Below are 12,528 nucleotides of genomic sequence, written 5' to 3'. Positions count from 1 at the left end.
AGTTTCAAGCTTCAGGCGGCTGGCGGAAGCGATCGACCGGGTGGACAATGCTCGGGCGGTACTTGGAGCCCGGAACCGGCCTTCTGAACAGGATTTGGAAAAATGCCTGCGGGTTAAACGGGATAAACGGCCAGAAATACGGCGTGTTCAACGGCCGGATGGACACGAGGAACAGCAGAAAAACGGTGCTGCCGATCACAAAGCCTTTGACTTTAAAAATTGCTACGATAATCAGTAAAATCATTCTCACAAGTTTATTCGCCACGCTCAGCTCATAACTTGGTGTGACAAAAGTGCCAATCGCCGCGGCGGATACATACAAAATGACTTCCGAAACAAACAGCCCGGCTTCAACCGCAATCTGCCCGACCAAAACGGCCGCAATCAAGCCCATGGCGGTGGCGAGCGGCGTCGGCGTATGGATGGCGGCAACCCGCATAAACTCAATGCCTAAATCGGCGATAAGAAGCTGAAGGACAAGCGGGACATGCGACTGCTTATTCGGCCCAATGTAATCCAGTTGCTCCGGCAAAAGCGACGGTTCCACCGCCACTAAATACCAAAGCGGCAGGAGAAAAAGAGAAACGGCAATCCCGAAAAACCGCACCCAGCGGATAAACGTGCCGACAGCTGCAGCCTGGCGGTATTCTTCGGCGTGCTGCATATGGTGAAAAACCGTTGTCGGCATAATCATCACGCTTGGTGAAGTGTCCACCAATACAAGCACATGCCCCTCCAGCAAATGGGTGGCCGCGACGTCCGCCCGTTCCGTATAGCGGATCAGCGGGAAAGGATTATAATTTTGTTTCAAAATAAATTCTTCTACCGTTTTATCTGCCATCGTAATTCCGTCAATATCAATCGCCTTCAGTTCTTTTCTGACCGTTTCGATGACTTCGGGATCTGCCACGCCTTCAATATAAGCAATCGATACATCCGTTTTCGAGCGTTCGCCAACTTTCATCATTTCAAAGCGCAGCCGCTCATCGCGGATCCGCCGCCGCGTCAAGGCCGTATTGATAACAATATTTTCAACATAACCGTCACGCGCCCCACGGACGACTTTTTCCGTATCCGGTTCCATCGGCGTCCTTCCCGGATAACTGCGAACATCGATAATAAATGCTTCTTGTTTTCCTTCGACATAAATGGCGATCAGCCCGGACAGCACTTCATCGACCATTTCATCATAGGTTTTGACTTTTTCGACCTGCATATGGACGATGTAATTTTCAACAAGCTCATGCACTTTCCCGGAAGAAAATTTGCCGTTATTTAATCTCAGCAGTTCTCTCATAATTTGGATAATCGAAATCGTTTCCGTGAGCCCGTTGACATAGTACAGCTGGATTTCTGTATCAAGGACCTGGATTTTTCTGACACCAATATCATAACTGATGCCAAGTCCGACTTTATTTTTAAAAAATGCTTCCACTTCTGCCGGATTGGATGAAATCAGCCTTTTCCTGCCTGTTTCAGCCATGCTTGAACCCGCTCCTTTCCAAGATCAGTCGTACCGCTTTTTCTGTGATCGGGGCGCCGATATGATAATCGTCTTTTTTCGACATTTTGCCGACATCCCCGATGCCGACAATAATGGGCACGTCCAGCCGGTCAAGACTGTAAACCGTGTCCCCGTTGATTTTTTTCAAATCCATTTCCGGAATGCCGAATTTGTCCACCCCGTACGGCGTGATTTCACCGGTATTGTCAATGCACACATCCACCCTTGACCATTCGGCCTGATGGGTTTTCGATGCGACCGCAATCACGCCGAGCACTTCGATGCGCGGATGCCCGGCCACAAAAGTGAGCGCCTCTTCGCCGGGTCCCGGGCCTATCACCCCTGAATCATCGAACATGGCAAAAACAGGGTCTCCGGCCGCCTTGAGGATCAGGTCCGCGATCTGCTCCCCACAAAGCCGGGTTGGATTTCCGTATGATTGTGAAATACAGCGCCCGCCCATTTTTTTCGCGACGCATTCGATTGCTTTTTTCGCATACTCATCCCCGTCCGTGACAAGGATCACCCGCCGTTTTTCCCCCATGCCGGTTGTTCCTTTCTTAATGATTTACATAATAAAGCCATTGAAATAAAGCGCCAGCCACCTTCCCGAGCACGATCGCCATCAATGCGCCGGCAAGACGCCCGTCCATTCCAATTCTTTTGGAAAAAATTGGGATGACATTGACCACTTCTGTGAGCGCCGCAGCAAGCATGCCGACAAACAGGCCGCAAAACAACCCGACAGGCGCCGCAACGATTGCTGAAAGCCGGCCGCCTGCGTCACCAAGCCCCCACCATGTCCCGGACAGCACCCCGAATACAACTGCCCATTCGTATGATTGGATGAACCGTTCTGTCCTGGACAGCTGGACAAGCCGCGGCACAATGCCAAGCACCGTTAAAAAAGCCACATACCCGCAGCCGACCACAAGCCCGCCGCCGAGCCCGCAAAACACGGTGAAGATTTGCTTAAGGATGGTCAAAATGTTTCATGTTCTCCTTATTCTCATTCAACAGGATATAATGGTCGATGTCCTGCTGATAGTTGAAAATTTCAACTTCAAGCGGGCTCGGTTCTTCATTAAATTTCTTTTTAAATGCATGGTTAAAAAAAATTACCATACCCGCCCCGAGGCCGAGCGAATAGGGAATTTGAAACATAAGCGGCGTATTGTCGCGGATGCCTGTAATCAGATAATAAATTTTTTCCTGGGCAGCCCGCATGCCGACATCTTCGTGAAAATTGATAATCCCAAGCGCAGAGCCTAAAAAAAGCAAAATCCAAATCAATATAAAAAACAAAAGCGGCAGGTACCTCTTTTTTGCGGCTACTTCCACAATCGTTGCCGCCGGACCGACCGGAGACACGGCAGCGTCCGGAATCTTTTTCTTGATACAGGAAATAATTTTCATCATATCAATGACAACGGTGTTCCCGTCGGCCTTGGAAATGGTTTGGACGGGGGTGTCCAAAAGGGTTTCCTGTATACCGGACGGCGCGTGAATCTGGGCAATATGGGATAATCTTACAGTAAAGCCCGGATTGACGCGAATACGGTGGCGGAGCCGCAAATAAATCGTTTCATCCACTGCCTTCACCCCCTGCTTTCATACGTTGTGTTTGTAGTATGTGATATTGGAAGATTTTCATGCACCAGTTTCATGCTGTATGTATCGTATGATCAGGCGATTCGCCGGACTTTTGCACGCTTCCTGTACTTTTTTCCATTGCCGGATGATTTTCGGCTTCTGTTGGACGCCACATCCGGGAATAAAAAAGCAAAAAAGCGCACGTTTACAACTCCATGCGCTCTTTCATTACTTCAAGTATTTTCTTTTCAAGCCGTGAAACCTGCACTTGCGAAATGCCAAGCCGTTCGGCCACTTCGGACTGTGTCTGGTCTTTGTAATAGCGGAGGTACACAATCAGCCTTTCGCGCTCCTCAAGCCCTCTGATCGCTTCCTGGAGGGCAATCTGGTCAAACCACTTTTGGTCGTTCTGGTCTGAAATCTGGTCGAGAAGCGTGATCGGGTCGCCATCGTTTTCATATACCGTCTCATGGATCGATGACGGGGCTTTGCCTGCCTCCTGCGCCATGACGACTTCCTCGACCGGCATCCCGAGTTCTGATGCGATTTCGTGCACGGTCGGCGATCTCCCCAGCTTTTTCGTTAACTCATCGCGGGTTTTGCGGATCCGGTTGCCCGTTTCTTTCAAAGAACGGCTTACTTTCACCGTTCCGTCGTCGCGCAAAAACCGCTGGATTTCCCCGATGATCATGGGGACTGCATAGGTGGAAAATTTGACGTCATACGAAAGATCAAATTTATCGACCGATTTTAACAGCCCGATACAGCCGATTTGAAATAAGTCATCCGGTTCATATCCGCGATTCAAAAAGCGCTGGACAACCGACCAGACAAGGCGCATATTTTTTTCAACAATCAGGTCGCGTGCCCCCTGGTCCCCTTCCTGGCTGCGCCTGATCAGGTTTTTCACTTCCTCATCTTTTAACCGGGTTTTCTTTTCTGCCTTTTTCAGTTCTGCATCCATCGGCACGACTCCTTAATTGCATAAGGCGTTTTTCAAGGCCAAATGCTTTTTTAGACGAATGATGGTGCCTGATTCTGGCTGCGACTTGATTTCTACATCGTCCATAAAGTTTTCCATGATCGTAAAGCCCATTCCGGATCTTTCCAGGTCAGGCTTTGTTGTAAATAGCGGCTGCCTGGCTTCTTCAATATCCGCTATGCCTTTTCCTTCATCGCGGACGGTAATTTCAACCGTGCCGTCGTCATAAATGGCAGCCGATACATAAACCATTCCGTCCGGGTTTTCTTCATATCCGTGAATAATCGCGTTTGTTACCGCTTCGGATACGACCGTTTTGATTTCGGTCAATTCATCAAGCGTCGGGTCAAGCTGGGCAACAAAAGCGGCAACCGCCACGCGGGCGAAAGATTCATTCCGGCTGAGCGCGGAAAACTGCAATTGCATTTTATTTTTCATTCAGGCAACCCCCAATCTGTGCAGCGCGTATTGTTCCGATTCATCAAGGCGGATGATTTTAAAGAGGCCGGACAGTTCAAACAACCTTTTTACGGCCGGAGAAATGGCGCAGACGATCATTTCCCCGTTTTTCTGCTTGATCTGTTTGTATCTTCCCAATATCACACCTAAACCGGAGCTATCCATAAAGGAAAGCTGCTCCAGATTTAATACAAGATGGCGGATGCCGTTTTCTTCAATTGCTTTTGTCACACTTGCACGCAAACTTTCAGCCGTATGATGGTCCAATTCCCCCTGCAACCGGATGCACAGGACATCTTTTTTCACTTCCAGGTCAATTGCCAGACTCACAATTAAAGCCTCCTTCGCTGTTAATAGTGAGTCATTTCGACCTTGCTTCCCGTTTTTCCTTCCGGGAGACAAAAGAAGCTTTAAAAAAACAGAAACCAAGCGGATTCGACATCAATCTTTCTGGACAAACATGCCCGCTGCACGTTTAAACAGCTGCCACCAGCCTGCACGTTTCACCGTTTTGTCGGCAACAAGCGTTGTTTTTGAAAGCACCTTTCCGTCTTGGCTGATAGTCAGTGTTCCAATTTCATCGCCTTTTTGGACAGGGGCCTGCACATTTTTTTTGAGCTTCACGGTTTTTTTCAAATTTGACAATTTGACGCCTTTTTTCGTCAGCACCGATACCGGTTCGCTCGTCACCGCCCGGACATGCCGCATGCTCCCTTTTGACACTTTGACCTGGTCAAGCGCCGCGCCTTTTTTGTACAGCGGGTGGGAGGTATACTGGCTGAACGCATAGTCAAGCATTTTTGAAACCTGGGCGTTCCGCACTTTTGTTGATGGCGCCCCGAAAACGACGGCGATCACACGCATGCCGTTTTTCTTTGCCGTTGCGGTCAGGCAGAATTTTGCTTCATTTGTAAAGCCGGTTTTCAGGCCGTCAACGCCGGGATAATGGCGGACCAGTTTATTGGTATTGACGAGCCAGAACTTTTTATCGGAGCCTTCCCTTAAGTAATCTTCATATTTGCCGGTGAAATGGGTAATGCCGTGATGTTTCAGCAATTGCTTCGCCATGATGGCCATGTCATAAGCTGAACTGTAGTGACCTTTGACAGGGAGCCCGGTCACATTTTCAAAATGGGTGTTTTTCAAACCGAGCGCTTTTGCCCGCTCATTCATTTTGTCGACAAAAGCTTCTTCGCTTCCGCCAATTCTTTCCGCCATCGCAACGGCCGCGTCATTTGCCGAACCGATCGCAATCCCTTTCAGCATTTGTTCCACCGTCATTTCTTCGCCGGGCTCGAGAAAAATTTGCGATCCGCCCATGGATGCCGCATACTCACTCGTCCGTACTTTTTCATCCATTTTGATTTCGCCTTTGTCGAGCGCTTCCATAATTAAAAGCATGGTCATGATTTTCGTCATGGAAGCAGGCGGCAATTCTTCATGGCTGTTCTTGCTGTACAGCACTTCGCCCGTGGCCTGTTCAATTAAAATGGCGGATTTCGCTTCCGGCGCCAGTTCATTTTTCTTTTCAGCTGCGAACGCTTCAGGCACAAGGACGCCGGCTGCAAGCATGAAGCAGGTAACCAAACCAATGATTTTCTTCATGATGACCCTCCAACTTGTAAAATCATAAAACGTGAAAACAAAACCTCCGTACACGATGGGAGATATGCATAAAATCATTTTTTCCAGTTGCGCCATTTTTATACTGGATAAATTCCCTTTCTTCTAATCCGCGGGATGCCGGCTGCCAGACAAATAAAAAACGCACGGTTTTTACGCCGTGCGCCTTAAAAATCTGTTTTTAGTTTTGTCCTTATAATTCCCGGAAACAGGGTGCTGCCAAACCCGCCGCGCCCGAAAAAAAGCATGCGGCCGGGTTTAAGCCCTTGGATGGAATTTCGCATAAACATCCTTTAACCTCGTTTTGGAAACATGGGTGTAAATTTGCGTTGTGGAAATGTCGGCATGGCCGAGCATTTCCTGAACCGCCCGCAAGTCTGCCCCGTTTTCAATCAGATGAGTGGCAAATGAATGCCTCAGTGTGTGCGGGGTAATGTCTTTCTCAATATTGGCTTTTTTCGCAAGCGCCTTTAATATTTTCCAAAAGCCTTGCCGTGAGAGACGGGCACCGTGATGGTTCAAAAACAGGGCATCCGTTCTATTCGTTTTTGAAACCAGTTTGGGCCGTCCTTCTTTTAAATACCGGTCAAGCGCAGCCGACGCCGTGCGGCCGATCGGGATAATCCTTTCCTTGTCCCCTTTTCCGATACATTTAATAAATCCCATTGATAAATGCAGATCGTCAAGATTAAGGCCGGTCATCTCACTGACGCGCATGCCGGTCGCATACAACAGTTCAAGCATCGCACCATCCCGCATATGAAGAGGGGTATCCCCTTTTGGCGCAGCAAGGAGCGCTTCCACTTCCTGAACGCTCAGCACTTTCGGAAGCGTCCGCTCAGGCTTCGGGGTTTCAATATGGACAGTCGGATCCTGGCCCGCAAATTTTTCCCGCAACAAAAACTGATGAAAAGACCGGATAGAGGCGACATGCCTGGCAATCGTCTTCGAGGACTTTCCCTGCTGTTTTAAAAAGTTCAGAAAGTGGAGGATGTGAAACCGCGTCACTTCATTCCAAGATGTAACAAGCTCCACTTTTTGCAGGTAGCGGAGATAACTGTGCAGATCGCGTTTATAGGACGCGATCGTATTTTCAGCGAGCCCTTTTTCAACGATCATAAAATGCATGAAATCTTTGATTTGATCTTCCATTCCAATTACTCCCCATCCATATAAAAGAGCAGCAGCCGTTCTGCCCAAGCAGGCTTATGGTCCCCGGCACTCACCTTTACAGCCGCGCCTTTTGGTTTTTCATAACGGTGGTAGCTTTCATATTCCTGATTCACCCAAAGCAGGGCAAAGTAGAACAACAATGTGCAGCATAAAAATAAAATGAAGACTTTAAGCGCATGAAGCAAAAGTTTCAGCCACGGCATATCCCGCCCGCCTTTCTGTATCGCTTTACATACAAGCTATGACAGACTTCCGCCGTTTTATACATCCTTTTATGTAAAAATTCAACCGGCTGAAAATGCGGTGTTATAACAAAAACCTTTTCGTCTTGCGAAAAGGCCGGTTATTTTTCGTTTTTTCCGTTTTCGTTTCCCTTTTCTTTTTGCTGGCACCGGTAACAAATCCCGTGAAATGTCAGGCGATGGTCTTTGATAATAAAATTCCAGCGGCTTTCCACAACTTTTTCGACATTTTCCAGTAAATCTTCCTGAATTTCGTCCACCGCGCCGCATTCAATGCAGACAAGATGATGGTGAAAATGTGCGGCGCCTTCCTGCCTCAAATCATAACGGTACACCCCGTCGCCGAAATTGATTTTGTCCACCACTTTCAGTTCGGACAGCAGTTCCAGCGTGCGATAAACGGTGGCCAGACCGATTTCAGGGGATTTTTCTTTCACAAGGAGGTATACATCTTCCGCACTTAAATGGTCTGTTTCATGTTCCAGCAAAACGCGCACGGTTGCTTCCCGTTGCGGCGTCAGTTTGTAGCTGGCCGAATGCAATTGCTTCTTAATTCTATCAATACGAGCTTCTTCCATGATTCCTCCCCCTTGCCGCTGTCTCTGATATTATAGCAGATTAAGGGGAATAGTCAAAATGAAATGATTATAAACAGTTAAAAACAACATTTATTATTTAAGAATGATTTTAATGGATCATCTTCATCACGGCCTGCATCAGCTGCGGAGAAAGATAAGCCTCGATGCAGGCGGCCGCGAGAGATGCGATGAAAACAGCGAGAAGCGCCGTGCAATACCTTAAAAACAATTGAAAAAAAGCAAAGTGGGCAGCCTGTTTCATAAAAATTTTCCGGATCAGGTTCAAGGAAAACATGACAGCCATCACCGAGGTGAAAATAAACAAAGGAATGATCAGCAAATTTTGCGGAAGAACGGTTACAAACGAAAGCAAAAAACCGCCCCATTTCATCTGGTTGACAAGAAAACCGATCGAAAACCCGACGACAAGCCCCTTTAAAAATAAGAGAACAAGAATGAGCGGCAGGCCGATGATCGAAATACCGAGCAGCCAGATGAGGCCGAGAAATTTCAAATTGTGCAGGAAACTTGAACGGAACAGGTCCTCAGGCGCGGCGAGTTTGCCGGTTGAGACTTGTCCGAAAAATTGCTTTAAGTAAAAAAACAAGTCTTCTTTCTGTGCGATCGACAGGCTGTTGACGATGACGGCGCCAAAAATGACGCCCATCAGGAACAACGCGATGACAAATGCATAAATAGAGGAGTTTTCCCGGATATGGCGGCTGACAGGATTTTGCAGGGCAATTTGCTTCATGAGCGGTGTCCCCTCCTTCAAAAGATTGGCACTTGCTATTAATCTATGAAAGGACATAGCCGCTTATGAAAAAAGTCCAAAACCGGAGCGAAACTATTCCGGCTTTGGATTTTTTACCTTGCCATATTTTCCGCCCCCGCCGGCCTCAAACGCCAATCCCCCGGAACGCTGTTTCAAGATCAGTTCCGAAAGCGGCGGTTTTACAACGCTTTTCAGGGCGGATTCGGGCGCCCGGTGCAAAATATTCATCTCCGTCCCGAAATGGTCCAGCAGCTTGCCCATCGTTTTCGGGCCGAGCCCCGGCAAAAAATCAAGCGGCACCTGGTGGATGTAGGGTGGCCGGGCAGGATGCGTTTTTGCGTCTGTCAGCTCTTCTATTCTTTCCGAGACACCTTTTGTTTTCAGGCGCGACCCGCAATGCGGGCATGGGCCGTTTGAAACAGGGTTCCGGCATTTGGCGCAAGTCGTTGTATAATATTTCCCAAGTTTCGGGTTTAAGCCGTAATTGGCGGCAATCCGGTTTTCCCCTTCGCCGCGCAAAGCTTTTAACAGCCCTGTAAACCCCGGCGTTTCCAGCATCAATTTTTGGTATTCCCTTGCCATTTTGCCGAGGGAATGGGCGTCTGAATTGGTCACGAACGGATAGCGGTGCAGCTCACTGATGTTATCAGCCATGGTGGTATCAGAACTTAATCCCAATTCCACAGCATCTATCAGATCCGGGTCCAGCACTTCTGTTAGCGACCGTTCCACACCTTTTCCATAAAGGCTCTTAAAGGGGGTAAATACATGGGCGGGAATAAACAGCCCGGAGAGTTCTTTCGTTTTTTCCTGCACTTTCCGGGCCTCTGCGCGGACCCGCTGTGTGCTTAAATGTGGATTGGACACGCGCCCGCCATACCATGCGGAAAACTTGCCGAGTGTGTCCATATCCGGAAAATAGCTGAGCAGATGGACCGGCCCACGGCAGTTTTCATCATACACTTCCATTTCAATCCCGGGAATCAGCGTGACTTCCCCCTGGTAGAGGAGGCCGCCTTCATCAAGCTGCACCAGTTCACCGGCTGCAAGAAGCGCCTTCATCTCTTCCCTGACTTCCGGGACATGGCAGTCGATCACCCCGACGAGATCGAGCCCTTTCGGCTGTTTGGCCGCCTTTAATATATTTTCAAGCGTCAGGCTTTTTGCCCCCGTAATTTTGACGGGCCGCCCCGTTTTTGTGCGCCCGATGTGGATGTGTAAATCTGCAAAGTACGGATTGACACTCATTTTCGCGCCTCTTCAAGCATCCAGTGCTGGAGGGCAACCAATGTTTTGGCGTCGCATATTTTCCCCGACCGGATCATTTCCCTGACTTCATCCATGCCCAGTTCCAAAATATCGACAAATTCATCATCATCGCCCGCTTTTGGATTGGAAAGTTTTTCAAGGCCGGTTCCGGCATAAAGATGGATATATTCATCCGCAAAGCCCGGTGAAGTATAAAAAGCGGTTACCGGTTCTAATTTCGCGCAGGCATAACCGGTTTCTTCCTCCAGTTCGCGTTTTGCCGCTTCAAGCGGGTCTTCCCCCGGCTCGAGCTTTCCCGCCGGAATTTCAATGAGCGCGCGTTCAGCCGCTTTCCGGTATTGTTCCACCATCACCACTTTATGCTCATTTGTAACCGCAAGCACACAGACGGCGCCGGGGTGCTTGATGACCTCGCGTTTCGACGTTTTTCCGTCCGGCAGTTCAACCTCCAAGACTTGCACGTGCAAAATTTTGCCGTTGAAAATTTCTTCCGTCTTCAATGTTTTCTCTTCGTATTTATTTTTGCATGTTACCCGGCTCCTTTTGTTCTTCACCTGAAACTAACACATATATTTTACCATAAAAAACAGACTGTTCCGGGAGGGAAAGCTTGATGATCATCATCGTCCATCCGAAAGGCATCCTCATGAAGGGAAAAGCATGGGAAATTCGCGACCGGCTGAAAACATACTGTAAAAAATACGAAACGGTCGCCGAATGGGTTGCAAAAACAACTTCCTCATAAGGGGGCTGTCTCCATATTTGTATTTTTTCCTGCCCCTTCTATACAATAAAAAAAAGGAGGCAGAAAAACATGGAAAAAAACCGGTTGGGAAATTCAGATTTATATGTTTCAAAGCTCGGGCTCGGCTGCATGTCGCTCGGTACGGATCCGAAAAAAGCACGGGTCGTCATTGAAGCCGCACTTGAAGCAGGCATTAACTATTTTGACACGGCCGATCTTTATGACCACGGAGTGAATGAAAAACTGGTCGGCGAAGCGCTCAAACATGTGCGCGGCGAAGTGATCATTGCCACAAAAGCCGGAAACCGCTGGAATGAAGACGGCAAAACGTGGCGCTGGGATGCTTCCAAAGCTTACATAAAAGAAGCGGCAAAACAAAGCCTGAAACGACTCGGCACGGACTATATCGATTTGTACCAGCTGCACGGCGGCACGATCGAAGACCCGATAGACGAAACGATCGAAGCGTTTGAGGAATTAAAGGCAGAAGGCATCATCCGCGCTTACGGCATTTCTTCCATCCGCCCGAACGTGATCCGCGAATATGTGAAAAAGTCATCCATTGCAAGCGTCATGATGCAGTACAGCCTGCTTGACCGGCGGCCGGAAGAGACCATCACGACGCTTTTAGGCGAAAACGGCATCAGCATTGTCGCAAGAGGCCCGGTCGCAAAAGGGATTTTAAGCGGGCTGCCGGAAAAGATTCCAGCAGACGGTTATCTTGATACCGGTTATGAAGAAATTGTCGCCCTTCTTGAGAAAATCAAAAATACGCTTTTAACCGGCGGGCGGACGATGCTTGAACTTGCACTTCAATATGATCTCGCCTGCCCTCCAGTTGCCGCCGTGGTTGCCGGCGCCAGTTCCCCGGACCAGGTGCGCGCCAATGCAAAAGCCGTAAACGCTGCGCCACTTACACCGGAGGAGCACCGGCTTCTGCGCGAGCTCACCAAACAAAACCGATACGAAGCGCATCGGTAATCTGTTTTCAGCAAAGAATGCACCGCGTTCTTTGCTTTTTTGTTTATTTTTTCACCTTGTTCCAACAGCCCTTTCCCGGTTATGCCGGAAACCATCCCGTTTTCCCCCGTGCAAAGGAAGGATTTAAACGGCAAATGGAAATCAGGGCGTAATCAATCGTACAGGCAGTTGTGTCAAGGCGACTGCCTGTGCCATTGCCATCTTTTTAGCCTTTATATCGTTTCCAGTCCAAATCGGATTCTTCCAGCAGTTCCGCAAACGATTTGTTCCGCTCGCGCTGCTTCCGTTCTTCTCTTTTTCGTTCTTCTTCCGCCCTCTTTTTTTCTACTTCCACTGCCGCAAGTTCCTGCTTTGCCTGTTTCAATTTTTCGAGCACATCTTTTTGCAGCGCATCCTTCAGCTGCACTTTCTCATCCTGTTTTCCTTTTTGTTGTGCCTGTCTCTTTTTTGCCATTTGCTGCCGTTTGCAAAAAGCCCGCATGCCTCGAGTGCAGCCGGGGGCATCTTACAAACGGCCTTCACCGCCCTTCTTCTATCATCTTTTTTCATTATAATATATTTACCAATGCTTCATCATCCATCAGGCGGTCCGTTCATGGGCAAC

The 12,528-nt window shown here is 48.6% G+C and carries 17 protein-coding genes; 2 read left to right on the top strand and 15 right to left on the bottom strand.

From position 1 onward, the window contains the following. Positions 1–4: 4 nt before the first annotated feature. From ABR335_RS08420 to ABR335_RS08355, 14 genes are all read right to left on the bottom strand, one after another. The gene (locus tag ABR335_RS08420; protein WP_014098112.1) at positions 5–1,483 is read right to left on the bottom strand and encodes a spore germination protein; all 1,479 of its coding nucleotides are present in this window, start codon (positions 1,481–1,483) and stop codon (positions 5–7) included. After that, positions 1,476–2,048, bottom strand: a complete 573-nt coding sequence (locus tag ABR335_RS08415) for a stage V sporulation protein AE (protein ID WP_014098111.1) — start codon at positions 2,046–2,048, stop codon at positions 1,476–1,478. Before ABR335_RS08415 ends, ABR335_RS08420 begins: the two co-directional genes overlap by 8 nt. Positions 2,049–2,064: 16 nt before the next feature. Further along, positions 2,065–2,490 carry a stage V sporulation protein AB gene (locus tag ABR335_RS08410; protein ID WP_014098110.1) on the bottom strand — a complete coding sequence of 142 codons (426 nt, stop codon included), beginning with the start codon at positions 2,488–2,490 and terminating at the stop codon, positions 2,065–2,067. Continuing rightward, positions 2,477–3,097, bottom strand: a complete 621-nt coding sequence (locus tag ABR335_RS08405; protein ID WP_014098109.1) for a stage V sporulation protein AA — start codon at positions 3,095–3,097, stop codon at positions 2,477–2,479. Before ABR335_RS08405 ends, ABR335_RS08410 begins: the two co-directional genes overlap by 14 nt. A gap of 205 nt (positions 3,098–3,302) precedes the next feature. Then, positions 3,303–4,061 (bottom strand): RNA polymerase sporulation sigma factor SigF, encoded by a 759-nt coding sequence (gene sigF / locus ABR335_RS08400; protein ID WP_014098108.1) that lies wholly within the window; start codon positions 4,059–4,061, stop codon positions 3,303–3,305. 12 nt (positions 4,062–4,073) lie between these two features. Beyond that, on the bottom strand, positions 4,074–4,517 hold the full coding sequence (gene spoIIAB, locus ABR335_RS08395; protein WP_014098107.1) for an anti-sigma F factor: 444 nt from the start codon (positions 4,515–4,517) through the stop codon (positions 4,074–4,076). After that, on the bottom strand, positions 4,518–4,868 hold the full coding sequence (gene spoIIAA / locus ABR335_RS08390; RefSeq protein WP_014098106.1) for an anti-sigma F factor antagonist: 351 nt from the start codon (positions 4,866–4,868) through the stop codon (positions 4,518–4,520). 111 nt (positions 4,869–4,979) lie between these two features. Then, positions 4,980–6,143, bottom strand: coding sequence for a D-alanyl-D-alanine carboxypeptidase family protein (locus tag ABR335_RS08385; protein ID WP_014098105.1), 1,164 nt, complete (start codon positions 6,141–6,143; stop codon positions 4,980–4,982). Positions 6,144–6,419: 276 nt separating this feature from the next. After that, the gene (xerD, locus tag ABR335_RS08380; protein ID WP_251459558.1) at positions 6,420–7,313 is read right to left on the bottom strand and encodes a site-specific tyrosine recombinase XerD; all 894 of its coding nucleotides are present in this window, start codon (positions 7,311–7,313) and stop codon (positions 6,420–6,422) included. Between the two features lie 5 nt (positions 7,314–7,318). Continuing rightward, positions 7,319–7,537, bottom strand: coding sequence for a YqzK family protein (locus ABR335_RS08375; protein WP_013859564.1), 219 nt, complete (start codon positions 7,535–7,537; stop codon positions 7,319–7,321). Between the two features lie 140 nt (positions 7,538–7,677). Continuing rightward, on the bottom strand, positions 7,678–8,154 hold the full coding sequence (locus ABR335_RS08370) for a Fur family transcriptional regulator (RefSeq protein WP_013859565.1): 477 nt from the start codon (positions 8,152–8,154) through the stop codon (positions 7,678–7,680). Positions 8,155–8,263: 109 nt separating this feature from the next. Then, positions 8,264–8,908 carry a stage II sporulation protein M gene (gene spoIIM, locus ABR335_RS08365; RefSeq protein ID WP_014098103.1) on the bottom strand — a complete coding sequence of 215 codons (645 nt, stop codon included), beginning with the start codon at positions 8,906–8,908 and terminating at the stop codon, positions 8,264–8,266. 93 nt (positions 8,909–9,001) lie between these two features. Then, entirely contained in the window at positions 9,002–10,177 is a 1,176-nt protein-coding gene (locus ABR335_RS08360) for an endonuclease Q family protein (RefSeq protein ID WP_014098102.1), read from the bottom strand. After that, positions 10,174–10,698: an NUDIX hydrolase gene (locus ABR335_RS08355; RefSeq protein ID WP_350346709.1), complete on the bottom strand. Its 525-nt coding sequence runs from the start codon at positions 10,696–10,698 to the stop codon at positions 10,174–10,176. Before ABR335_RS08355 ends, ABR335_RS08360 begins: the two co-directional genes overlap by 4 nt. 113 nt (positions 10,699–10,811) lie before the next feature. Here ABR335_RS08355 and mciZ point away from each other — a divergent pair, with 113 nt between their 5' ends. Together mciZ and ABR335_RS08345 are read left to right on the top strand one after the other, a co-directional pair. After that, the gene (mciZ, locus tag ABR335_RS08350) at positions 10,812–10,943 is read left to right on the top strand and encodes a Z-ring formation inhibitor MciZ (RefSeq protein ID WP_014098100.1); all 132 of its coding nucleotides are present in this window, start codon (positions 10,812–10,814) and stop codon (positions 10,941–10,943) included. Positions 10,944–11,012: 69 nt separating this feature from the next. Next, positions 11,013–11,924 carry an aldo/keto reductase gene (locus ABR335_RS08345; RefSeq protein WP_026683310.1) on the top strand — a complete coding sequence of 304 codons (912 nt, stop codon included), beginning with the start codon at positions 11,013–11,015 and terminating at the stop codon, positions 11,922–11,924. 205 nt (positions 11,925–12,129) lie between these two features. On the opposite strand, the gene ABR335_RS08340 is transcribed toward ABR335_RS08345, so the two are convergent. Further along, complete coding sequence (locus ABR335_RS08340; protein WP_026104517.1) at positions 12,130–12,378, bottom strand: YqkE family protein; 249 nt, start codon at positions 12,376–12,378, stop codon at positions 12,130–12,132. Positions 12,379–12,528 lie beyond the last annotated feature (150 nt).

This window comes from Heyndrickxia faecalis (assembly GCF_040267745.1).
In the GTDB taxonomy this organism is placed as follows: Bacteria; Bacillota; Bacilli; order Bacillales; family Bacillaceae_C; genus Weizmannia; species Weizmannia faecalis.
This window is presented reverse-complemented; position numbering and strand designations above follow the sequence as displayed.